The sequence below is a fragment of the Alkalibacillus almallahensis genome, from assembly GCF_011761495.1.
Lineage (GTDB): Bacteria > Bacillota > Bacilli > Bacillales > Alkalibacillaceae > Alkalibacillus > Alkalibacillus almallahensis.
In genome coordinates, this window is record NZ_JAASRU010000001.1 from 19,486 (window position 1) to 41,974 (window position 22,489).

The 22,489-nt window shown below is 37.4% G+C and carries 25 protein-coding genes; 21 read left to right on the forward strand and 4 right to left on the reverse strand.

Annotated elements, in window-relative coordinates; translation table 11 throughout:
- The first annotated feature begins 299 nt into the window (after window positions 1-299).
- From cyoE to FHR85_RS00165, 12 genes are all read left to right on the forward strand, one after another.
- On the forward strand, window positions 300-1,238 hold the full coding sequence (cyoE, locus tag FHR85_RS00110; RefSeq protein ID WP_167259804.1) for a heme o synthase: 939 nt from the start codon (window positions 300-302) through the stop codon (window positions 1,236-1,238).
- A 95-nt stretch (window positions 1,239-1,333) separates the two neighbouring features.
- On the forward strand, window positions 1,334-2,638 hold the full coding sequence (gene coxB / locus FHR85_RS00115; protein WP_341770906.1) for a cytochrome c oxidase subunit II: 1,305 nt from the start codon (window positions 1,334-1,336) through the stop codon (window positions 2,636-2,638).
- Window positions 2,639-2,674: 36 nt separating this feature from the next.
- On the forward strand, window positions 2,675-4,531 hold the full coding sequence (gene ctaD / locus FHR85_RS00120; RefSeq protein ID WP_167259806.1) for a cytochrome c oxidase subunit I: 1,857 nt from the start codon (window positions 2,675-2,677) through the stop codon (window positions 4,529-4,531).
- A complete protein-coding gene (locus FHR85_RS00125) occupies window positions 4,524-5,144 on the forward strand; it encodes a cytochrome (ubi)quinol oxidase subunit III (RefSeq protein ID WP_167259808.1) in 621 nt (206 codons plus the stop codon). Before ctaD ends, FHR85_RS00125 begins: the two co-directional genes overlap by 8 nt.
- Window positions 5,145-5,147: 3 nt before the next feature.
- Entirely contained in the window at window positions 5,148-5,477 is a 330-nt protein-coding gene (gene ctaF / locus FHR85_RS00130) for a cytochrome c oxidase subunit IVB (protein ID WP_167259810.1), read from the forward strand.
- 211 nt (window positions 5,478-5,688) lie between these two features.
- Complete coding sequence (locus FHR85_RS00135; RefSeq protein ID WP_167259812.1) at window positions 5,689-6,708, forward strand: ABC transporter ATP-binding protein; 1,020 nt, start codon at window positions 5,689-5,691, stop codon at window positions 6,706-6,708.
- On the forward strand, window positions 6,683-7,651 hold the full coding sequence (locus FHR85_RS00140) for an ABC transporter ATP-binding protein (RefSeq protein WP_167259814.1): 969 nt from the start codon (window positions 6,683-6,685) through the stop codon (window positions 7,649-7,651). Before FHR85_RS00135 ends, FHR85_RS00140 begins: the two co-directional genes overlap by 26 nt.
- A gap of 48 nt (window positions 7,652-7,699) precedes the next feature.
- Window positions 7,700-9,412, forward strand: a complete 1,713-nt coding sequence (locus tag FHR85_RS00145; RefSeq protein WP_167259816.1) for an ABC transporter substrate-binding protein — start codon at window positions 7,700-7,702, stop codon at window positions 9,410-9,412.
- A gap of 102 nt (window positions 9,413-9,514) precedes the next feature.
- Window positions 9,515-10,516 (forward strand): ABC transporter permease, encoded by a 1,002-nt coding sequence (locus FHR85_RS00150; RefSeq protein ID WP_167259818.1) that lies wholly within the window; start codon window positions 9,515-9,517, stop codon window positions 10,514-10,516.
- A 14-nt stretch (window positions 10,517-10,530) separates the two neighbouring features.
- Window positions 10,531-11,463, forward strand: a complete 933-nt coding sequence (locus tag FHR85_RS00155; protein WP_167259820.1) for an ABC transporter permease — start codon at window positions 10,531-10,533, stop codon at window positions 11,461-11,463.
- Window positions 11,464-11,627: 164 nt separating this feature from the next.
- Window positions 11,628-12,545 carry a cytochrome c oxidase assembly factor CtaG gene (ctaG, locus tag FHR85_RS00160; RefSeq protein ID WP_167259822.1) on the forward strand — a complete coding sequence of 306 codons (918 nt, stop codon included), beginning with the start codon at window positions 11,628-11,630 and terminating at the stop codon, window positions 12,543-12,545.
- 6 nt (window positions 12,546-12,551) lie between these two features.
- Entirely contained in the window at window positions 12,552-13,007 is a 456-nt protein-coding gene (locus tag FHR85_RS00165; RefSeq protein WP_167259824.1) for a DUF420 domain-containing protein, read from the forward strand.
- A 49-nt stretch (window positions 13,008-13,056) separates the two neighbouring features.
- Here the strand turns inward: FHR85_RS00165 and ytvI are convergent, their stop codons facing one another.
- Entirely contained in the window at window positions 13,057-14,115 is a 1,059-nt protein-coding gene (ytvI, locus tag FHR85_RS00170) for a sporulation integral membrane protein YtvI (protein WP_167259827.1), read from the reverse strand.
- A 166-nt stretch (window positions 14,116-14,281) separates the two neighbouring features.
- Window positions 14,282-14,659 carry a YugN family protein gene (locus tag FHR85_RS00175; protein WP_167259829.1) on the reverse strand — a complete coding sequence of 126 codons (378 nt, stop codon included), beginning with the start codon at window positions 14,657-14,659 and terminating at the stop codon, window positions 14,282-14,284.
- Between the two features lie 184 nt (window positions 14,660-14,843).
- Here FHR85_RS00175 and ylbD point away from each other — a divergent pair, with 184 nt between their 5' ends.
- The 3 genes from ylbD to FHR85_RS00190 are packed head-to-tail and all read left to right on the forward strand — an operon-like array spanning window position 14,844 to window position 16,014.
- Window positions 14,844-15,203 (forward strand): spore coat protein YlbD, encoded by a 360-nt coding sequence (gene ylbD, locus FHR85_RS00180; protein ID WP_167259831.1) that lies wholly within the window; start codon window positions 14,844-14,846, stop codon window positions 15,201-15,203.
- Window positions 15,204-15,259: 56 nt separating this feature from the next.
- The gene (locus tag FHR85_RS00185) at window positions 15,260-15,706 is read left to right on the forward strand and encodes a YlbF/YmcA family competence regulator (protein WP_167259833.1); all 447 of its coding nucleotides are present in this window, start codon (window positions 15,260-15,262) and stop codon (window positions 15,704-15,706) included.
- Between the two features lie 20 nt (window positions 15,707-15,726).
- A complete protein-coding gene (locus FHR85_RS00190) occupies window positions 15,727-16,014 on the forward strand; it encodes a YlbG family protein (protein ID WP_167259835.1) in 288 nt (95 codons plus the stop codon).
- 29 nt (window positions 16,015-16,043) lie between these two features.
- Here the strand turns inward: FHR85_RS00190 and FHR85_RS00195 are convergent, their stop codons facing one another.
- Window positions 16,044-16,433 (reverse strand): DUF7147 family protein, encoded by a 390-nt coding sequence (locus tag FHR85_RS00195; protein ID WP_167259837.1) that lies wholly within the window; start codon window positions 16,431-16,433, stop codon window positions 16,044-16,046.
- A 138-nt stretch (window positions 16,434-16,571) separates the two neighbouring features.
- Between FHR85_RS00195 and FHR85_RS00200 the strand changes: the two genes are divergently transcribed.
- From FHR85_RS00200 to coaD, 4 genes are read left to right on the forward strand one after another with little or no spacing between them, the layout of a single operon-like run.
- Window positions 16,572-17,945 carry a hypothetical protein gene (locus tag FHR85_RS00200; RefSeq protein WP_167259839.1) on the forward strand — a complete coding sequence of 458 codons (1,374 nt, stop codon included), beginning with the start codon at window positions 16,572-16,574 and terminating at the stop codon, window positions 17,943-17,945.
- The gene (locus FHR85_RS00205) at window positions 17,938-18,156 is read left to right on the forward strand and encodes a hypothetical protein (protein WP_167259841.1); all 219 of its coding nucleotides are present in this window, start codon (window positions 17,938-17,940) and stop codon (window positions 18,154-18,156) included. The genes FHR85_RS00200 and FHR85_RS00205 overlap by 8 nt, the downstream gene beginning before the upstream one ends.
- Before the next feature lie 40 nt (window positions 18,157-18,196).
- Entirely contained in the window at window positions 18,197-18,796 is a 600-nt protein-coding gene (gene rsmD, locus FHR85_RS00210; RefSeq protein WP_167259843.1) for a 16S rRNA (guanine(966)-N(2))-methyltransferase RsmD, read from the forward strand.
- The gene (gene coaD, locus FHR85_RS00215; RefSeq protein WP_167259845.1) at window positions 18,789-19,271 is read left to right on the forward strand and encodes a pantetheine-phosphate adenylyltransferase; all 483 of its coding nucleotides are present in this window, start codon (window positions 18,789-18,791) and stop codon (window positions 19,269-19,271) included. The genes rsmD and coaD overlap by 8 nt, the downstream gene beginning before the upstream one ends.
- Before the next feature lie 14 nt (window positions 19,272-19,285).
- Here coaD and ylbJ read toward each other — a convergent pair whose 3' ends face one another.
- Window positions 19,286-20,506 carry a sporulation integral membrane protein YlbJ gene (gene ylbJ, locus FHR85_RS00220; RefSeq protein WP_243864115.1) on the reverse strand — a complete coding sequence of 407 codons (1,221 nt, stop codon included), beginning with the start codon at window positions 20,504-20,506 and terminating at the stop codon, window positions 19,286-19,288.
- A 123-nt stretch (window positions 20,507-20,629) separates the two neighbouring features.
- Here ylbJ and FHR85_RS00225 point away from each other — a divergent pair, with 123 nt between their 5' ends.
- Both FHR85_RS00225 and FHR85_RS00230 read left to right on the forward strand, forming a co-directional pair.
- A complete protein-coding gene (locus tag FHR85_RS00225) occupies window positions 20,630-21,418 on the forward strand; it encodes a patatin-like phospholipase family protein (protein ID WP_341770917.1) in 789 nt (262 codons plus the stop codon).
- Window positions 21,419-22,438 (forward strand): SepM family pheromone-processing serine protease, encoded by a 1,020-nt coding sequence (locus tag FHR85_RS00230; protein ID WP_341770907.1) that lies wholly within the window; start codon window positions 21,419-21,421, stop codon window positions 22,436-22,438.
- Window positions 22,439-22,489 lie beyond the last annotated feature (51 nt).

Here is a 22,489-nt window from a genome sequence, read left to right on the forward strand (position 1 = left end):
ATTTCATAGTACATCTTAATATAAATATGGCCCAAGCGAAAATATAAAACGTTACAAAATTATAACAATCTATTGAATAATGCCATGAAAACAAGGCTTAGTCGTTTTAAAACTTTATTAAATATGCTAAGTTTAAATTGTGGAGATTTCTCACAGATTTTTCACAGATTCTTCACAACTTAAGATTTTTTATATGATTAAATAGAAGTGGCAGATGTAACATGATACAATAGTTTTGTAATACATTGTCATATTTTATCCTTTTCAATGTAGAAAGGTTGAGAGGTAGGTCGAATGCTATGAGTGAAGTGCGCTCAGCAGAAAAAGCGACGACCAATATCGTTGATCAATCCCAATCTAGCGTAAAATCACTATGGGCAGACTTTTTGGCGCTAATTAAAATTGGCATTATTAACTCCAATTTAATTACAACTTTTGCAGGTTTTTGGTTGGCATTACATTTCACGAACCAAAATCCGCTTGAGCATTGGGGAACATTCCTCTTAGTCATGCTCGGAACAGCCTTGGTTATCGCTGGTGGTTGTGTCATTAATAATTATTATGACCGCGATATTGATATTGATATGGGACGTACTAAATCACGTCCTACGATTACTGGTACAATTCCTCTACCTGTTATCTTAGGGTTAGGTATTGCTTTTTCTGTTATTGGTTTATTAACTTTATATGCAACAACAATACAGGCAGCCTTGTTCGGTTTTATGGGCTGGTTTGTCTATGTTGTCTTGTATACAATGTGGTCTAAGCGAAAGTATACTATTAATACCGTTGTCGGAAGTTTTTCAGGTGCAGCACCGCCATTAATTGGTTGGGCTGCTGTTGATAGCACTTTACATCCGGCGGCATTTGTATTATTTTTAATTATGTTTATATGGCAAACACCACATTTTCTAGCGCTAGCTATACGTAAAAAGGATGACTATGCGAATGCTGGAGTGCCAATGCTTCCATCTGTTTATGGTAATGAAATCACTAAAAGACAAATGGTAATCTATACAGCTTGTTTATTACCATTACCATTATACTTTTTCCAATTAGGTATGGTCTTTATTGTGTTTGCTACATTATTAAACATAGGATGGTTCATCTTAGGGTTATATGGTTTTCTGATGAAAGATGATCAGAAATGGGCAAAATGGATGTTCATATATTCCCTTAATTATTTAACATTGTTTTTCGTGGGATTAGTTGTTGCAACAATTCCATCATTCTTGTGATTCAATTAAGAAATTTTTATTTTCTTAATTAATGAATAAATATGCTTTGGGCATAAAACAACAATGAATTAAGAGAAAGAGAGGTATCAAACAAAATGAAAGGCTGGATGAGTCGGTTTAAAGCTGTATTCGCTTTAACAGTCATGGCCCTAATCCTTTCAGGTTGTGGCGAGTCATTTTTAAGTGCGTTACAACCGAGTGGTGAGGGAGCCTCGATGCTTCTAGACCTAATGATCTTAAGTATCGTGATTATGTTATTTGTCTTTGTTATCGTCATGATTATTTATGTCTTTGTTATCTTCAAGTTCCGTCAAAAGAAAGGACAAGAAGATATTGTGCCGAAACAGGTTGAAGGTAGTCACGCCCTTGAGACATTATGGACAGTGATTCCAATTATTTTACTCCTCATTTTGGCAGTTCCAACTATTCAGTATACGTTTGCATTAGCAGACACTAGTCCAGAAACGACTGAAGAAGGGGAAGAACTTGATCAAATTTGGGTAGATGTAACCGGGAGCCAATATTGGTGGCATTTTGAATATCGAGATTTAGAAGTCACTACAAGTCAAGAGTTATACATCCCAACTGATCGTCGAGTGAACTTATCAATGATTTCTAATGACGTTATTCACTCATTCTGGGTTCCAACAATCCAAGGTAAGATGGACGTTAACCCTACAGGAAATAAAAATGAGATGTATATCCAAGCAGAAGAAGAAGGGGTATATTGGGGTAAATGTGCTGAGTTATGTGGTCCGTCTCACTCACTCATGGACTTCAAGATTGTAGCTGTAAGCCCAGGAGAGTTTGAACAATGGGTAGAAGATATGCAATCTGTTTCTGGTGAAGAAGAACCAGAATCTGAAACAGCACAAGCAGGACAACAAGTATTTGCAGATAATTGTATGTCTTGTCACGCAATAGGTTCTTCTCCAAATAAAACAGGACCAAACCTCACAAATTTTGCTGATCGTGAAAAGTTAGCTGGAGTCTTTGACATGAACGAAGAAAATCTTCGTGAATGGATTGCTACTAAAGGTGAAGAAATGAAACCTGGTAACTCCATGATGGATGCTCCATATGACTTAAGCGATGAAGAAATTAATCAAGTGATGGAATACTTAATGACACTAAGCCCTAGTGACGTAACACCTGAAAGTGCTAATAATGGTGTTTATGAAGATTCTGATTTAAGTGGATTATTCCCAGAAGAATCTGAAGGTGAAGGCTCTGGTGAAGGTGAAGGAAATAGCGATTCTGAAGGAAATAATAATTCTGAATCAGGTTCAGATTCAGAGTCAGGAAACAACGAATCGTCTGGAAATAATTCTGAGGGTGATTCTGAAGGTAGTTCTAGCGAGAACTCTAATGATAATTCAGATAGTAACTCAGATGAGTAATGTATAGAGACTTATGAATAGAGGGAGGTTACAAGCGTGAGCACGACAGCTAATCAAAAAGCTGGTATTGGTTCAGTTTTATGGGATTACCTTACTACGGTTGACCATAAAAAAATCGCTATTCTCTACCTAATCGGCGGAATGTTTTTCTTCCTAGTAGGTGGACTTCAGGCGATGCTGATCCGTATACAGCTAATTGTACCTGAAAATGAATTCCTTTCAGCGCAATTTTATAACGAAGTGTTAACGATGCACGGAACAACCATGATTTTCTTAGCAGCCATGCCGCTCTTATTTGCGCTCATGAATGCTGTATTGCCACTACAAATCGGTGCGCGGGACGTTGCATTTCCATTTGTAAACGCACTAGGATTTTGGTTATTCTTCTTCGGAGGGATATTTTTAAACATATCTTGGTTTACAGGTGGCGCACCTGATGCTGGTTGGACAGCATACGCACCACTATCAGTCTTTTCAGAAGGCCATGGTGTAGATTATTACTCAATTGGTTTACAGATTGCAGGTTTTGGTACATTAATGGCAGGTATCAACTTCCTTGTTACCGTGATTAATATGCGTGCACCAGGCATGACATATATGCGTATGCCGCTATTTACGTGGACATCATTTATTGCAAGTGTTTTAATTCTATTTGCATTCCCAGCTTTAACAGTTGGTTTATTCCTTTTAACATTTGATCGGTTATTTGGAGCAAATTTCTTCAACCCAGATATGGGTGGTAATGCTATTATTTGGGAGCACTTATTCTGGATCTTCGGACACCCAGAAGTTTACATCTTAATTCTCCCAGCATTCGGTGTGTTTAGTGAAGTTATACCAGCATTCGCTAAAAAACGTTTGTTTGGTTATTCATCCATGGTATTTGCGACGATCTTAATCGCATTCCTTGGTTTCATGGTATGGGCACACCATATGTTTACCGTAGGACTTGGCCCAATTGCTAACTCAATCTTTGCGGTTGCAACAATGGCAATTGCTGTTCCCACAGGTATTAAGATCTTTAACTGGTTATTTACTTTATGGGGCGGCCAAATCAGGATGACATCGCCGATGGTCTTTGCTCTCGGTTTTATACCAACCTTTACCATTGGTGGTATGACAGGTGTTATGTTGGCATCAGCCGCGGCTGACTTCCAATATCACGACTCTTACTTCGTTGTAGCACACTTCCACTACGTCATCGTGGGTGGTGTTGTACTTGGTATTTTTGCAGGTCTTATTTATTGGTGGCCGAAGATGTTTGGTACGTTATTAAATGAGAAGCTAAACCATTGGTTCTTTTGGTTATTCTTTATTGGTTTCCATTTAACATTCTTCTTACAACACTTCCTTGGTTTAATGGGAATGCCACGTCGTTATTGGACGTACCTTGAAGGTCAAAACCTAGACTTGTTTAATTTAATTAGTACTATAGGTGCCTTCTTTATGGCAGTCGGTACACTTGTATTCTTATACAATGTTGTGAAGACACAAATGAAAGGTGAAAAAGTTTCTGGAGACCCTTGGGATGCACGTACGCTTGAATGGTCCATTCCATCACCTCCACCTTTCTATAACTTTAAACAAGAACCACTTGTACGTGGTTTAGATCCTTTATGGATTGAAAAAATGCAAGGGAACGGCAAAATCCAGCCTGCTGAACCATTAGGTGACATTCATATGCCTAACCGTTCATTGACACCGTTTATGATCTCACTTGGCTTATTTATAGCCGGTTTCGGTATTATGTATCAAGGCGGTATGTGGGTTCTAGCTGGTATCGGATTTGCGACAACACTTGGTTCAATGTTATATCGTTCCTTGAAAGATGATATTGGTTATCATGTTCATAAAGAAGAATTAGAAGAAGAGGGGGATGGTTCGAATGGCTGAAGACGTTCTTAAATCAGGTGATCTGCCTGAGAATCCTGAAAGAGCCACCCTTGAAGGCCGTAACAAATTTATGGGCTTTTGGTTCTTCCTAGGCGGAGAAACTGTTTTATTCGCAAGTTTGTTTGGTACCTTTTTAGCTTTACGTAATTCCAATGCTGGTGGTCCAGCAGCAGAAGACATCTTTGGATTAGGTCTTGTTTTCATTATGACGGTGCTTCTTTTAACAAGTTCACTGACAAGTGTTTACGCTATGTATCACATGAAAAACAATGACTTTAAGAAGATGCAATTATGGTTAGGAATTACAGTTGTCCTCGGACTCGGCTTCTTGGGCATGGAGATTTATGAATTTTATCATTACGTGCATGGTTATGAATTTGGCTTTACGACATCAGCCTTTTCTAGTGCTTTCTATACACTGGTAGGCTTCCACGGTGCACACGTTGCATTTGGTTTATCGTGGTTTGTAGCGCTCATGATTCGTAATGCAAAACGTGGTTTGAACTTATACAACGCTCCGAAGTTCTATATTGGTAGTCTTTATTGGCACTTCATTGACGTCGTATGGGTATTCATTTTCACAGTTGTATACTTGCTAGGAAAGGTGGGCTAATCGATGGCAGATCACACCAATTCCGTAGAAAACTCAGAGAAGCATGAATTTTATAAGAAAAAGCATCGCGAGCAAATGAAACATCAAGTTGTCACGTTTGTGATGATGATTGCCTTCACGCTAATTGCTTTTGGCTTAGTTATTGCAGAAGTGAGTGCGATGTTTACTATTCCAATTATTTTAGTCTTAGCCGCTGTGCAAGTTCTTTTCCAATTATATTACTTTATGCATATGAATGAGGAAGGCCATCAGTGGCCAGCAGTAATGATCTATTCTGGTATATTTGCTGCTGTTTTAACCATTCTTGCGCTTACGACTATTACATGGTGGTAAAGATTCTAAAAGAGCTCAGATCAATTCTGAGCTCTTTTTTTGTTCAATTATTGCTCAATATCAGTCAATATTTTGAGGATGGTTGTCATAAAATTATAAAAAGATTGCAAATAGGCTTGATTATTTTCTCGATATTAAGTATATTTAACTACATACAGAATTTCGAAAATTCACAAAAGTAGCACTAATTTTCGGCAAAGGGGGAGGTAACATGTCGGATACGATATTAGAATTAAATAATTTACATACACATTTTTTTACAGATAGTGGTGAAATACCTGCTGTTGATGGCGTCAGTTTTCATGTAAATAAGGGTGAAGTTGTGGGTGTAGTTGGTGAGTCAGGTTGTGGTAAAAGCGTGACATCACTTTCTGTTATGCAATTAGTTCCAAGCCCGCCTGGACGAATTGTTAGCGGTGAGATTAATTTTAAAGGTGAAAATCTTGCTTTTGCCTCTGAAAAAAGAATGAGGCAAATACGTGGAAATGAGATTGCCATGATTTTTCAGGAACCGATGACTTCATTAGACCCTTTGTATTCGATAGGAAATCAGTTAGTTGAAGCAATTCGAATGCACAATAAAATGTCTAAAAAAGAAGCCCGTTTAAAAGCTATAGAAATGTTAGATTTAGTAGGTATTCCACGTGCTTCAGAAGTGGTTGATGAGTTTCCTCATCAACTTTCTGGCGGAATGCGTCAGCGCGTTATGATTGCGATGGCAATGGCTTGTGATCCGGAACTTTTGATAGCTGATGAACCGACTACTGCCTTAGATGTTACGATCCAAGCCCAAATTCTTGATCTAATGCGTGATTTAAATAAACAAAAAGATACTGGCATATTATTGATTACACATGACTTAGGGGTTGTAGCTGAAATGTGTGATCGAGTGGTTGTGATGTATGCAGGTCAGGTGGTAGAAGAAGGAACAGTTCGTGAAATATTGAAAGATCCGAAACATCCATATACAAAAGGCTTAATACGCTCGCTTCCTAATCTTCATGAAAAGGAACAAAAACTATATTCTATTCCTGGTACTGTTCCAAAAGTAACCATGGATTCTGTAGGTTGTCGATTTGCTCCGCGCTGTGAATATGCATTTGGTCGTTGTTTTAGTGAGAACCCAGCTCTATATGAAACAGAAGATCATCGATACGCTCGTTGTTTCTTGTATGACGACTTTGAAGAACAGGAGGTGGCAACACATGCAGGAACCGATTCTAGAAGTTAATCATTTAAAAAAATATTTTGATATTCGTGGTGGCGTTTTTGGCAAAAAGGTTGGAGCTGTCAAGGCTGTTGATGATGTGTCATTTACAGTTAATGAAGGTGAAATCCTAGGTATTGTTGGTGAGTCTGGTTGTGGTAAATCAACAACAGGAAAAGCATTGTTAAGGTTAATTGAACCAACAGAAGGCGAAGTGAAATTTAACGATCAAGATATCACGCAAGTCAATAGTGAGGAAATGCGGCAGCTTAGACGTGATATGCAGATTATTTTTCAAGATCCATATGCTTCACTAAATCCTCGTCATACGGTGGAAAAAATAGTAGCTGAACCCTTATTAGTTCATGGCATGACAAACGCGAAAGAGCGAAAAGAGCGTGTGAAAGAGTTGCTTGAGATTGTTGGGCTACGTGCTTATCATGCATCACGATATCCCCATCAGTTTAGTGGAGGCCAACGTCAACGGATTGGAATTGCTCGTGCTTTAGCAAATAACCCTAAGCTAATTATTTGCGATGAACCTGTTTCGGCTCTTGATGTTTCAGTTCAATCACAGATATTGAATTTGATGTCAGATTTACGAGATCAATTTAATTTAACTTATTTGTTTATCGCTCATGATTTAAGTGTTGTGAAACATATTAGTGATCGAGTAGGCGTTATGTACTTGGGGCGCATGGTTGAGTTGGCAGATAAGGATGAATTATACGAGAATCCGAAACACCCATACACACAAGCATTATTGTCAGCTGTACCAGTAGCGGATCCTGACGAGACAGGTGAACGCATTATTTTACAAGGTGATGTACCTAGTCCTTCAAACCCACCGTCTGGATGTCCATTCCACACAAGATGTCCTCAGGCGATGGATATATGTCAAGAGGTTACACCGACGTTTCAAGATCATAGTGATCAACATTATGTAGCATGTCATTTATATGAATAAATGTGCTACAAATGTTATCTATAAAAAATCTATTTAGGGGGTAAAGGTATGAAACTCAAGTTTTCCTTTTTGGTAGCCATGCTACTAACCTTATTTTTAGTGTTAGCAGCTTGTGGTGGCGATGATGGTGAAGATTCATCATCTGATTCTGGCTCGTCTGATGATGGGCAATCAGAAGAACAGTCTGGTAATGATGGCGAAGAAAGTAGTGAAAGTGAAAGTGGCGATGAGGCTTCTTCTGGAGATGGAGAAGATATTCTTGTCTATGCACGCGGCGGTGATTCAGAAAGTCTAGACTTTGCTAGTACAACGGATGGTGAGTCATCTCGTGTCACTAAACAAATTTATGAGAGTTTGTTAGATTTTGAAAAAGAATCTTTCGAAATTAAGCCAGGCTTAGCACATGACTGGGAAGTAAGTGATGATGGCTTAACGTATACATTCCATCTTGAAGAGGGCGTTACTTTCCATGATGGTACTAAATTTAATGCAGAAGCGGTTAAAACGAACTTTGATCGCTGGTCAGGTGCTGATGATACGTACGCATTTGAAGACGAAGGGTACGCATATTCAATGTATGGCACTATGTTTGGTGGTTTTGACGGTGATGAAGGTCACGTGATTGATTCCATTAATGTCGTTGATGATCATCAGATTGAATTCCAACTTAAACGCCCATTAGGTTTCTTCTTACAAAACATGGCGATGAGTTACTTTGCGATTACTTCTCCTGCAGCTCTAGAAGAACATGGAGCAGCAATTAACGAAAACCCTGTAGGAACTGGACCATTTAAATTTGTAAGTTGGGAAAGAGATAATCAAATTGAGTTAGAAGCATTTGAAGATTATCGCAAGGATGGTCAACCTAAATTAGACGGTGTTGTGTTTGAAGTTATTCCAGATAACTCGTCTCGTTTAATTGCACTAAATTCTGGTGAAGTTCACATTATGGACGGTTTAAACCCAGATGATGCGGCAGGTGTAGAAGAAGATGATGCTACAACACTTTACACTCGTGCTGCAAATAATTTTGGTTACTTAGGCTTCCAGACTGAAAAAGAACCGATCAACGATGCAACGGTACGTCAAGCAATTAACCATGCGATTAACCGCGAAGAAATTGCTGAAGCAATGTACGCTGGTTATGCTCAGCCGGCTGTAAACCCAGTTCCACCTAATTATTTGGGTTATAATGATGAATTAGAATTATACGAATATGATTTAGAACGTGCGCAAGAATTATTAGCTGAAGCAGGTTATGAAGATGGCTTTGAAATTGATTTATGGACGATGCCCGTAGCCCGTCCGTATATGCCAGATGCTGAAACGGTGGCAACAATTATTCAATCAGACCTATCTGAAATCGGTGTTTCTGTTAATATTGTGCGTGAAGAATGGGCGCCGTACTTAGAGAAAACAGCCGCAGGTGAACAAGAAATGTTCATGCTTGGCTGGTCAGGTACAAATGGTGATCCTGATTATTTCTTAAGTAGTTTGTTACATGGTGATAATGCTGGTTCAAGTAACCGTTCTTTCTATCAAAATGATGAAGTAGACGAATTACTTGATCAGGCGAAAGTTGCAACAGATCAAGAGGAACGTGCTGAATTATACAAACAGACACAAGAAATTATTTATGAAGATTCACCAATGATTCCGCTTGTTCACTCTGAACCAGTTCTAGCTTCATTAAGTAGTGTTCAAAATTATGTACCACACCCATCAACAAGTGAATCACTTGCAGAAGTAGAATTAGAATAATAAGAGGAGGGAGGGTAGTAGAGCATACCTCTACTACCTTTCTTCAATTTATCAACTATAACTGGCTACATAGACAATGATGAAAGAACTGAGGTGGAAAACATGTTTGCCTATACGATCCGTCGCTTGTTAATGCTAATACCAGTATTATTAGGGATGACATTAATCGTTTTTTCAATCGTTCACTTGATCCCTGGTAATCCAGCTCAGGTTATCTTAGGTGAAACGGCGACACAAGAAGCGATTCAGCAATTAGAACAATCTATGGGATTGAACGAATCGTTTTTCACACAATATGGTTTTTATTTGGCTGATTTATTACAAGGTGACTTAGGCTCATCTTTAAGAACAAAGAGTGATATTAGTCATGAAATTTTACCTCGTATAGCTGCGACTTTTGAGTTAACTTTCTTTGCTATGTTATTTGCTATTATCATTGGTATTAATGCCGGCATTATAAGTGCTTGGAAGCAAAATTCGTGGTTAGATTTTGCTGCTATGATTTTTGCTTTGGTCGGTGTATCAATGCCAATATTTTGGTTAGCATTGATGGAACAATGGGTTTTTGCCCAGGAATTAGGGTGGTTGCCTTCCTCTGGTAGACAACCTAGCACCGGTCAAATCGAACCCATTACGCATTTCTATGTGATCGACGCTATTTTGCATTGGGATTTTGATCGCCTAATTCAAGTGCTTTCACATTTAGTTTTACCTGCTGTGGCACTAGGTACTATTCCAATGGCGATTATTGCTCGTATGACGCGTTCGAGTATGTTGGAAGTAATGAAATCAGATTACATTCGAACTGTAAGAGCTAAGGGTTCAGGACAATTTTTAGTTATTTATAAGCATGCATTACGAAATGCAACTATTCCAGTACTAACTGTGATTGGTTTACAAACAGGGGTTTTACTAGGTGGTGCTATTCTTACAGAAACAATTTTTGCTTGGCCTGGTTTAGGTCGTTATGTTTATGAGGCAATAAATCATCGCGATTATCCAGTGATTCAATCTGGTATTTTAGTTATCGCCTTTTTATTCGTTATGATCAACCTCATTGTTGATTTACTCTATGCATTTATTGATCCAAGGATTAAATATTAAGGGGGTTAGTTATTATGAAGACAAGTGAAGAACAGCGCGAACAATTAGAAGACGAGTCACAAGTATATAACCCCAACCCTTATCAAGAAGAAGAGGATGTCGAAGCGATATCACCATGGAAAGATGCTTTAAAACAATTAAGAAAAAGTCCTCTAGCTATTACCGGTTTTTTACTCGTTCTCTTTTTTATTATTTTAGGATTTGTTGCGCCATTTGTATCACCATATGAATTTGATGGGGATGACCCTATCAATCGGTTGCAACCCCCTTCGGCTGATCATTGGCTAGGAACAGATGATATAGGTCGTGATATTTTTACAAGACTAGCCTATGGGGCAAGAATTTCATTAATCACAGGCTTTACAGCTGTGACTGGGGCCTTAGTGTTTGGTACTTTATTAGGGATTATATCAGGTTACTTTGGGCGCTGGGTGGATATGTTAATTTCAAGAATTTTTGATATTTTACTTGCTTTTCCTAGTATTTTACTAGCGATTGCGGTTGTGGCTATTTTAGGAGCATCTTTAACAAATGCCTTAATCGCTATTGCTATTATAAATATTCCCATCTTTGGTCGACTCGTTCGTTCTAAGGTAATCAGTTTAAGGGAAGAAGAATTTATTTTGGCCGCCAAGGCACAGGGGATGAAAAGAGGTCGAATATTACTTCATCATATTTTGCCGAACAGTTTAGCGCCGATTATTGTTCAGGCAACACTTGGATTCGGGACAGCTATATTAGAAGCAGCTGCATTAGGGTTTTTAGGTTTAGGTGCACAACCTCCTACACCTGAGTGGGGGAAAATGTTATCTGATTCAAGAGATTTTATTCAATTAGCGCCGTGGACTTTGATTTTCCCTGGTGTGTCAATTATGCTTGTGGTGCTTGGATTTAATTTAATCGGTGACGGTTTACGTGATGCACTCGATCCGAAAATGAAAAATTGAGGATTGATTTAAAGCCTAAAAGAGATGACACTCTTTTAGGCTTTAAATATGTGTTGGCAAATTCAACAATTTTATTAACGTTAATGGAATTAGTCGAGTGTGAAGATGTTATCATGTATACTGAAGGTAAATGATGTGATAACTAGACTTCAGAGGTGAAGATTATGTGGGATAAAATACAAATTTTTGGATTCCAAGCCCTATGGAATCCAGAAATAATTATAATCACGCTTACGTTAGTGATTCTGTATTATTTATTTACCGGACCATTAAAACATAAAGCGGGATTATCAGAAGCACCGACTAAAAAACAGAAAATATCAATGTATTCAGCATTAGCTATTTTCTATCTTGTAAAAGGATCGCCGGTTTATTTGATGTCACATATTATGTTGATGGCTCACATGGGACAGATGGCTATCTTATACTTGCTAACGCCGATTTTAATCATTAAAGGTATTCCAAAAGAGTGGTGGAGCAAGGTATTTAATGCTTCTGGGCTTAGACATGTTTTATCGCTGTTTACACGCCCGCTAATGGCTTTAGTGATGTTTAATTTATTATTTTCGATCTATCATATACCGTTAATTCTAGATTTTACTAAGTCTCATATCACTGTACACTGGGCTGTTACCATCCTTTTATTAGTTTTTGCTTTGTTTATGTGGTGGCCGATCTTTGGCCCATTAGAAAAGAGAGTGGAAATCAAGCCTTTATTTAAACTGTTGTATATATTTGGTGCTGGCATGTTGTTAACACCTGCTTGTGCATTAATTATTTTCGCTGATACACCGTTGTATGCGACGTATTCTCAGCCAGACGCCTTTATGCAAGCATTAGCACTTTGTGTACCACCAAGTGTATTAAGTGGCATGAACCTCGGTGGACCACAAGTGTTCTTAAATATGGAACTTGTTAGCGACCAACAAGCAGCTGGTATTATCATGAAAGTTTCACAAGAATTATTGTATGGCGGAATTTTAGCTCGTCTTTTCTATAACTGGTTCCAAAGTGAAAATCAAAGAGGAATTGACCCGCTCCCGCAAGATTTAGAACAACAAGCAACTGTAGAGAGAGGATGACAATGAATGCCGTTTTTACCAACCATTAGTACCGTTTTTATTGTATTGAGTGCCATCTTAGTCGCGATTGGTTGGGTGTTAATTGCGAATGGTAAAGCAACTGCTCATAAACGAACGATGATTGCTGCAGCGATTTCCGCCTTAACATTCTTTATACTATATGTTTCAAGGACAATTTTCCTCGGGAATCAGACATTTGGCGGTCCAGATGATATGCAAATTTATTACACGAGTTTCCTAGTGTTTCATATTATCTTAGCGACAACAGGTGCTGCTTTTGGGATTGTAACGCTTTATTTAGCTTTCAAACGCCGTATCAGTAAGCATAGAAAAATAGGTCCAGTAACTGCAATTATCTGGTTTTTCACAGCAATTACAGGCGTTATGGTTTATTTATTATTATATGTTTTATATGATAGCGGCCATAGTACAAGCTTATTTCGAGCAATTTTTGGTGGTTAATAAACAAGCTCCCTTTTAGGTAATGATTTACCTTAAAAGGGAGCTTTATTTAGATCTTCACACGCCATTTTATAATTCCTGCCTCACGAGCCGAATTGAAAATGATAACCACAATTGGACCGATAAAGAATCCGAGGATGCCTATTAATTGTAGTCCGATATACATAGCGATGAGTGTTGGTAATGGTTTTAAGCCAATATGATGCCCCATCACTTTAGGTTCAACAGTACGTCGAATCGCGAGCAGTACAATCGCTAAGACTCCAAGTTGAATTCCCATTAGTGTGTCACCAGCTAGGAACATATAAATGGACCAAGGACCTAAGATTATAATAGACCCTATAATCGGTATCAGGTCTACAGCCCAAATAATAATTGACATCAAAAGCGCAATTTCAGGCGTTATAAATATTAATGCTACAAGCGTAACAGAAAAGATAATTAAACTGACTAAAAATTGAGCTTTAAAGAAGCCAAGAAGTACATAGGCCAGTCGGTTATTCATGAATTTAAACTTTTCTTGAGTTTCGTCTGTCATCAAATTATACATTTTCGTTCGGAGAGTAGGTAAATCCAACATGAATAAGAAAAGTGCAATAAGATAGACGATAAAACTGATTAAGAAGTCGGGTATATTAAGAATGAATTGTGCTACCTGATCTATTTCAACATAATCCATGATTTGTTGCTCTACGGATTGTAAATGCTGAATCGAAGTTTGTTCAACTTCTTGAACGAATTGGTTAGGCCAATCTTCCGTAAATGCATTAATATTATCTTGCATATCGATCAACATATCTTCGACTTCTTCGATATATTCAGGAGCGTTTTCAGTTAGTTTCACGACTTGGCCAATTGTCTTCGTAACCGTATATGTACCAATTGTCGCAGTGACAGTTAAGAAGATAAAGAAGACAATGGTAACCGCCATCGTTCGTTTTAAATTAAGTCGGTTCATGAACCAGCTCACGCCAGGATTTAATAAAAGAGCTGTAAAAAGAGCTAATATAAGTGGAATTGAAATAGGTAAAATAAAGTAACCGACGATGATCGCTATGATAGCCAAGAAGATCAACGTCCACTGTTTTTTAGATAAATATTTAAACAATGGGAATAGTGTCTCCTTTCATACATTTATAGAATGATTATAACATAGTAAAGTAGAATTTATGCTTGTTTGACTCAAAATTCTGATTATTGAAGCCGTTTGAATAAAAAATGGAGACTTATGAGGGAAAGGTGACCAAATAGACTATTTGGTCACCTTTTAATTACTATTGTTGTGATTGTTCTTCTTTGAACTGTTGTAAATCTTCTTCTACTTTGCTTAAAACTCGTTCACTACGGTCAATGACGTTATTAGGAAAATCTTCATCACCGTATTCTACACCATGTGGATAATAATGCTTTCCAAGGAGTGGTGGTAGTAACTGAATTAAAGCAGTTCCTTTGTCAACATCACCCTCAATTGCAATTCCACGCAATCTTAGATAATAAGTAATATTTTTTTCAGGTGATTCAATTTTCAAATCATATGTGGCACGTTCATAATCCCATTGACCAGCAAGAACGAAGCCGTTTTGTTCTAAAACATGGGTTAACGGTTGCTGTTTAACAACAGTCTCATCAATTGAGAACTTTGTAATTTCCATTATGGTCACCTCTTCTAAATTCTTCTCATCAAATTCATCATATTATGAAATCAACAATTTATCAATTATTAATCCCTAAATTCCATTGAGTTGTAACAATTTTATCAAATCGGGTGGTTCTTTATGAACTCAATTAGGTTGTATGTCGTAATATACCATAAAGAGGATATAAGGAGGTAACTGTATGTCACCGGTTCATTTACCACCAGAACTGCATCAATTTAAGCAATTTGTTGAAACGAGACCAGAGCTTATAAATTTAGTTCGACAAGGGCATTATACTTGGCAAACGTTGTTTAATTTATGGAAAGAAAAAGGGGAAGAAGAAGGCTTTTGGAAGCAGTTTGGCGCAACAAAAACAGAGACACGTCAAAGTAATAGTGATTATATACAAAACGTCTTAAAAAAGATTTCAGAAATTGATATTGATCAAGTTGAAAAGAATGTTAATCAATTAATGGGAGCTTTAGCTCAAATAGAACACTTATCAGATCAATTTAAACAAATGAAGAAAGGTCCGGACAAAAAACGATTTCCATTTTAAAGGATATTGGTTTTTCTGAATAATATTTGTTATGATGATGGTATGGAGGTGTGTAGATGTTAGCGAACACGGAAGTTATAGAAGTATTAGAACAAGCAGAAAAGCTTGGTGAAATGATTAAGCAATCGGAAGACTATGAGATATATCAGCAACACAAACAACAATTATATGGTGACCCTGAGGCACAAAGACTCATGAATAACTTTCAACAAATGAAAGATGATTATGAAGATGTGCAACGTTTTGGCCGTTATCATCCAGATTACACCAAAATTATGAAAGAAATACGAGAAGTAAAACGTGATTTGGATATGCATGATACTGTGGCAGAATTCAAACAAAAAGAGACGCAATTACAATCATTTTTAGATGATGTATCAGAAATTGTAGCTGGTGCTGTAAGTCCGAACATTAAAGCTCCACGTGATGGTGTTGCATTGAAAGACACGGGAGATAGTTGCGGTTGTGGCAGCGGCGGTGATTGCGGCTGTGAAGCCTCTTAGGTGAAATGGGGGAATCTTGATTGTTCACAAAGCGACAGGGTTTAATCATCTGGTTTAAACATATTAAGCAAGCTAAAAAATTACGTCGTTATGGTCATTTAATTTATACGTCAAAGCGTCTGAAATATGCTGTGTTATATGTGAACCAAGAAGATTTAGAAGATATAGAGGATGAGTTAAATGAATTATCTTTTGTAAAATCTGTTGAACGTTCTCATAAACCAGATATAGATACGGCTTATCAAGGGATGTTGAATAAAACGCATGACCTTGAAGCTGAAATGGAAAGTTACTATAAAAGTGGGTGATTGTACTAACAATCACCCTTTTTTTGTGTTCAAATCGGTGGCAGTAAGTGGTTTAATCTGAAGACGGCAATGAGTTGTTGAAAGAATAAAGATTCATCATGATATTTGGTTGAAGGTGGTACGTCAAATTCTATTAGATTGATTCCGATTTGCTTTGCAGATTCATTAAATGCTTCGTATCGAGCGTGGCTTTGACCTTCTTGAGGCTTAGGCATACCTTCTAAGCACACGTATATTGGCAAGAAGTGAGCTTGACTTGTAGGTTTCATAATAGCGGCAAACGAAATCTTATCCTGATCATCTTTTGTGGTGTGTAGTACTAATAAATGTTGGACGCGGTCAGGCATTGAATTAATTAACGTGATTAATTCATAAACGTCACCATAGCCTTCACCTAATTTTATTATATGTTGTGTCAATTTTCTGTTCCTCCTTTTGATACAGGTTTAATGTAGCATGTTGTCTTTGTTTTGTGAAATCATAGTCTGATTGAGTCGAATTTGATAAAATGAACGTTATATGCTAGATGAAGTCAAAAGCTACAGGTGATTGTATACATGCGGACAGTCATGAGTATAATAGTGTTTTTAACAGTGACAAGCGTTTTGTTAGGGGGCTATCACTGGTCGTCATTCCAAGAATCTACTCCCGAAAAAGATTTAGTCATTGATGAAACAGTGAGAGTAACCGAGACTGATGAGACATTGATGATCGAACATCAATTGGACTCTTTATCACAAATGCAAATCCCAATAAGTCTTCCAGGCCAGGTTAATTCTATATCTTGTTTAGAAAAACAGTGTCAGGTTGAAAATGATGAGTTGATTGTGAATTCACAAGGGGCCTATACTTTAGAATATCAAGTTGCTAAAACAACGATTGTTCCATCTGTTTATTACATAAATGATTGGCTCGTAAAATTAGATCCAGAGAAACGTGATCAAAATTCGCGAAACATCCGAATGACCTTATCAGGGAAGAAACAAGGGCAATGGCATAGTATCAGGCCGCCTGTGCTAGATAGTGAGCGAAATAATATTCATTATTATGAATGGCAATTTGAAGATTCTGTAGAACCACCGTTAATCAAATTAAAAGAGCCTGTGAGCTATCAAGAACGATTGAACCGTTTAAATATCTTATCGTATGAAGCTATTTCTCAGAAAAAATTACAAACCTTACAAAAGACATTTAATCAGTCGCATGATCAACTGTTAATTGTTAATCCTAATTTAGAAAAAGTGATTACAGATCATTTGGTTATTGTAAGCAACTTAAATAATTCTACTGAAAAAATGTTTGAAAGTTATTTGCAATCTGTTTCAACTGATGTTGAGCGAGACCAGAAAGTTATTCAAACATTAACAAATTTATTTTATCAACAAGACGTTGATCAGCCACTTGTTAATGCTTTAACAGAAACATTAACTAATGAAGAACAGAGTAAGCTATTTCAGCGACTTATGAGTTTAGATATGAATCAAGGTTCGCTTATTAAACTCCTAGATCAATTGTTATCAGGTTTATTAGGGTATCAGACGCAATTTTTCGAGTTAAATGATTCAAGTGAGTCTTTTGTTTCGTTGTTTGGTGATGAAACAAGGTCGTTGTATATCAATGGTGAGCAAGTTGACTATGACTTGAAGCGGAAAAATGAACAAGTCTATATGAAGATGAATAATTTTATGACTGCTTTTGATCTTTATGGTTTCTCTATTGATCAACGAAATGAGTGGTTCGTGGAGTCTGATGAAAAGGAGTACCGCTTTTACTTGGATCGCTCTGTTTACATGATTGATGATACTCGTTTCCAAGTTGATCAATCAGCATGGTTTGAAACAGATGAGTCATTTTATGTCAGTATAAGTTTACTTAGTGAAATATTTAACCGAACATTTGAAGAGAATAGCGAAGAGATACGACTTGAATAAAAAAACGGCTCTTTTTCAAATGTTTGAAAAAGAGCCACAATCTCTTTGCGTTAACAAAGAGCACAAAAAGGGAGAGGAGAAACCGGAAGAAGGTCTTATGGGGAATGATAAGACTTCTCCGAATCTAGAACGGATTCCTCAATACCGCTCTTGTTATCAGTATGGCCATTTCAAGAAAAGCTATACATTTTTAAGCAAATTTCTGTTGTAACATTGACATTTCGCTATACTTCTATAAAGATATTACTGAGATGAACAAAAAAGTTGGTGAGGCCATGCGAGTCATATCAGGAAAATATAAAGGAAGAAATTTGAAAGCGGTACCGGGAATGAGTACACGACCTACTACTGATAAAGTCAAAGAATCTTTATTTCATCGAATTGGTCCTTTTTTTGATGGTGGACAAGTTTTAGACTTGTTTGCAGGAAGCGGTGGCTTAGGGATTGAGGCATTAAGTAGAGGCGCTGAACATGTCGTGTTTGTTGATGCTCAGAGTGCAGCTGTAAAAACGATTCACAACAATTTAAAGACACTTAAAGTTGATCAGAATTATGATGTGTTTCGCCAGGATGCATTTCGTGCGATAAAAGCAGCCGGTAAACAAGACAGACAATTTGATTATGTTTTTCTTGATCCCCCTTATGGGAAAGTGTCATTTGATAAATTATTCGAAGCGCTTATAGATCATAAAGTGTTAAATGTTGATGCCATGATTATTTGTGAACATGATCCAAATGATACATTACCAGAAAGCCAAGCTTTATTTGAAAAAGAACATTACGATAAATATAGCAATACAATCGCCGTTACGGTCTATCGTTATGAGAAACAGGAGGATACTAATGTATAAAACAGCCATTTGCCCAGGAAGTTTTGACCCCATTACTAACGGTCATTTAGACATTATTAGAAGAGGTTCTGAAGTGTTTGATCATGTGATCGTAGCTGTCTTTAATAATCAATCAAAATCACCTTTATTCTCAATAGAGGAGCGACTTCAATTGATTCGTGAAGCGACCAAAGATCTTAGCAATGTTTCGGTTGATGTTAGTCATGGATTATTAGTAGATTACGCTGATGAAAAGGATGCAACAGCTATTCTAAGAGGGTTGCGTGCGGTCAGTGATTTTGAATATGAAATGCAAATAACTTCAATGAACCGTCATTTAAATGAGGAAGTAGAGACGTTATTTATGATGACCAATAACAAATATTCATTTTTAAGCTCAAGTATGGTGAAAGAAGCCGCTCGATACCATTCTGACGTATCAGAACTTGTGCCAGAACCTGTTGAAAAAGCTTTGATCGAAAAATACAAAGCTTAATCAATGACCCAACGTCATGTAGTACGTTGGGTCATATTTTTTATCATCAACCAGACTGTCGCCAATATAGTTAAACTAGTAATTAAGGGGCCAAATGTTTGGATATCATTCAAGAGGTTAATAACCCAATGGTCAGCTGTTTTAGACGTGTCGACCGGAACGTCTTGTGGATTAGATGTTTGACGATCTAAATAAATAGGTTGGTATAAGAGTAGCACAAGTATAACCGCCCATACCATATGTAATAGACGTCCAATCAGGTAGGGTTTGTAACGAATCTCAGTGTTGGCAATGATACTGGCGACTTGTGAATGAATGGATAGTCCATTGAAAGCTAGTAATAAACTAACAAAGATGACTTGTACAAATAAAGTGGCTTCGTCCGTTTGTGCAACCATTTGTGCCCCTAAAGTAATTTCAAATAGTCCACTAATAATGGGAAGTGCTAATTCTCCAGGTTGAGAAATAAATTGAAGCCCTTTTTCTAAAATAGAACTTAGCCATTCAGAAACACCAGATAAAAATAACAATTTATTAATGACGGAAAAAAGTATAATAAATCCACCGATCATGACCAACGTTTTGACTGAAGAATAGACAGCATCTCCAAGATGTTGGCCGAGTGGTTTTTGTTGTTGTGGTTGTGGGGTGGATAACATGTGTTTGATTTTTTCTCCAAGCTTCGATGATGACTGTTGATTGGATTTCTCGCTTTTAGTGTCCGAATGACGAAGATAAAAACGCATGCATACACCAACTAATAGACTAGCCCCGTAATGACTAATCGCAATAAGCCATCCTAACGTAGGATTATGAAAGAATCCTACTGCAACTGCGCCAAAGATAAATAAAGGGTTGGAAGCATTCGTAAAAGCAATTAATCTTTCTGCTTCTATAGTCGATATGGCTTTTTCTTCATATAAACGCGTCGCAATTTTGGCACCGGATGGATAACCGCTTACAAGACCCATCGCAATAGCAACACCACCAGCACCAGGTAAGTTAAACAGAGGGCGCATGAGTGGTTCTAATAATATTCCAATCAGCCTAACGACACCAAAGGCTAGTAATAATTCTGCTATGATAAAAAAAGGTAGTAATGATGGGAACACAATTTCAGTCCATAACGTAAGTCCTCGAATGGAAGCTTCGTATGTTTGATCAGGAAAAAGAATCATAGCAATTGCAAAGAATAAGACAATCAAGGCATAATAGAATGTGGCAAATTTGAACAAGTTTGTTGCCTCCTTGCATTCTAACTGTACGAATAAGTTGGAGCGTAGTAAAATATGCATTAATAGAGCACTTGTAACTGTGACTTGTCTATATATATGCTAGGGGCTCATTGTCTAGAAGAGGTGTTAAGAATGACACGACCAACGATTGGTTTAGCATTAGGTTCTGGCGGGGCGAGAGGGTTCTCTCATCTCGGTGTCATAAAGAAATTAAGAGAGCATAAAATTCCGATTGATTATATTGCTGGAAGTAGTATGGGTGCCTTAGTAGGAGCTTTTTATGCAGCCGGACAAAATGTCGATGATTTATATAAATTGGCTTTAACATTTAAACGCAAATACTTCATGGACGTTTCAGTACCAAGAATGGGGTTATTACAAGGTGAAAGAATCAAATCGTATATTCGACTATTTACATATAAAAAAACTATAGAAGAGTTTACGATTCCGATGTCAATCGTCGCAACAGATTTATACACGGGAGAAAAAGTGGTTTTTCGCGACGGGGATGCTGCATCTGCTGTACGCGCGAGTATTTCCATTCCAGGAGTTTTTGTGCCAGAAAAGATAAATGATCAGTTTCTTGTTGATGGTGGAGTTATTGACCGTGTTCCTATATCAGTTGTTCGTGATATGGGGGCAGATATTGTCATAGCTGTGGATTGCTCTAAATTTGAAGCAAATGGAGACATTCAATCAATTTATGATGTCATCATGCAAAGTATTGATATAATGCAAGATGATATTACGGATCATATGATGATCGATGCAGATATTGTCATGCGACCAGAAGTTTATCCGTTTAGCTCGCGAAATTATTCAAACACTGCAGAAATCTTACAAAAAGGAGAAGAAGAAGCGGAAAGACGGATAACAGAAATTCAAACGCTGATGAAAGGTTGGAACCAATAAATGATGGGATTTAACAGAAAACATTTAGTAATCTTAGTCTTAACTATTGCAGTAGCTGCGTTTCTTTCGTTTTATAAGCTGGATTATTATATATACCAACCAGGAGATACGACATCATTGACGGATGTTGTTGAAATCGAAGGAACAGAAAGAAGTGAAGGGCAATTTAATTTAGTGACAGTTCGTGGTGGTCAAGCCACACCTATTTATTATGGGTGGGCTATGTTACAAGATCATTATGACATTGTTGATCTTGAAGAGGTGCGACCAGAAGGTATTAGTCAAGAAGAATATATGGAAACTCAATTACATTATATGGAGAGTTCACAAGAAGCCGCAACAGTCGTTGCCTATGAAGCGGCCGATGCTGATATCACAATCAATTATAATGGCACATTTGTAGCAGGAGTTTTACCTGATATGCCAGCAAATGATGTGATTGAACCAGGTGATGAAATTATCGCTATTAATGGTCAAGAAATTGAATCAACAAATGATATAATTGAACGAACATCCTCATTTGGTATGGGAGATACCATAGATGTAACACTTTTAAGAGATGAAGAGGAATTGAACGTGAGTGTAGAACTGGCGCCGTTACCTCAAGATCCTGATCGACCAGGGATGGGTGTTTCGCTAGTGACCGACCGTGATGTGTCTGTTGAACCAGAAGTTGAGTATGAAAGTGGTCAAATCGGAGGACCAAGCGCCGGGTTAATGTTTGCTTTAGAAGTTTATGATCAATTGACGGATGAAAATTTGACTAACGGATTAAATATCGTTGGTACAGGTACTATAGATTATAATGGTCAAGTAGGATCGATTGGTGGTATTGATAAGAAAGTTGTTGCCGCAGAGAAAGATAATGCTGATTTGTTCTTTGCACCTAATGAAAATGGAAGTGAAGGATCAAATTATGAAGTAGCGCAAAAGACTGCAGAAGAAATAGATGCGTCGTTTGACGTTGTGCCGGTAGACAATTTCCAAGACGCTGTTGATTATTTAGAATCTATGGAATAAGTAAAAAATAAGTTATTAATAAAACTCTAACGTTCATGGAGGATCGTTAGA

Excerpts from the sequence above, each read along its gene's own strand:
- cyoE (WP_167259804.1), top strand. The coding sequence starts at position 300 with ATGAGTGAAGTGCGCTCAGCAGAAAAAGCGACGACCAATATCGTTGAT.
- coxB (WP_341770906.1), top strand. The coding sequence starts at position 1,334 with ATGAAAGGCTGGATGAGTCGGTTTAAAGCTGTATTCGCTTTAACAGTC.
- FHR85_RS00125 (WP_167259808.1), top strand. The coding sequence starts at position 4,524 with ATGGCTGAAGACGTTCTTAAATCAGGTGATCTGCCTGAGAATCCTGAA.
- ctaF (WP_167259810.1), top strand. The coding sequence starts at position 5,148 with ATGGCAGATCACACCAATTCCGTAGAAAACTCAGAGAAGCATGAATTT.
- FHR85_RS00135 (WP_167259812.1), top strand. The coding sequence starts at position 5,689 with ATGTCGGATACGATATTAGAATTAAATAATTTACATACACATTTTTTT.
- FHR85_RS00140 (WP_167259814.1), top strand. The coding sequence starts at position 6,683 with ATGCAGGAACCGATTCTAGAAGTTAATCATTTAAAAAAATATTTTGAT.
- FHR85_RS00145 (WP_167259816.1), top strand. The coding sequence starts at position 7,700 with ATGAAACTCAAGTTTTCCTTTTTGGTAGCCATGCTACTAACCTTATTT.
- FHR85_RS00150 (WP_167259818.1), top strand. The coding sequence starts at position 9,515 with ATGTTTGCCTATACGATCCGTCGCTTGTTAATGCTAATACCAGTATTA.
- FHR85_RS00155 (WP_167259820.1), top strand. The coding sequence starts at position 10,531 with ATGAAGACAAGTGAAGAACAGCGCGAACAATTAGAAGACGAGTCACAA.
- ctaG (WP_167259822.1), top strand. The coding sequence starts at position 11,628 with ATGTGGGATAAAATACAAATTTTTGGATTCCAAGCCCTATGGAATCCA.
- FHR85_RS00165 (WP_167259824.1), top strand. The coding sequence starts at position 12,552 with ATGCCGTTTTTACCAACCATTAGTACCGTTTTTATTGTATTGAGTGCC.
- FHR85_RS00175 (WP_167259829.1), bottom strand. The coding sequence starts at position 14,659 with ATGGAAATTACAAAGTTCTCAATTGATGAGACTGTTGTTAAACAGCAA.
- ylbD (WP_167259831.1), top strand. The coding sequence starts at position 14,844 with ATGTCACCGGTTCATTTACCACCAGAACTGCATCAATTTAAGCAATTT.
- FHR85_RS00185 (WP_167259833.1), top strand. The coding sequence starts at position 15,260 with ATGTTAGCGAACACGGAAGTTATAGAAGTATTAGAACAAGCAGAAAAG.
- FHR85_RS00200 (WP_167259839.1), top strand. The coding sequence starts at position 16,572 with ATGCGGACAGTCATGAGTATAATAGTGTTTTTAACAGTGACAAGCGTT.
- rsmD (WP_167259843.1), top strand. The coding sequence starts at position 18,197 with ATGAACAAAAAAGTTGGTGAGGCCATGCGAGTCATATCAGGAAAATAT.
- coaD (WP_167259845.1), top strand. The coding sequence starts at position 18,789 with ATGTATAAAACAGCCATTTGCCCAGGAAGTTTTGACCCCATTACTAAC.
- FHR85_RS00230 (WP_341770907.1), top strand. The coding sequence starts at position 21,419 with ATGATGGGATTTAACAGAAAACATTTAGTAATCTTAGTCTTAACTATT.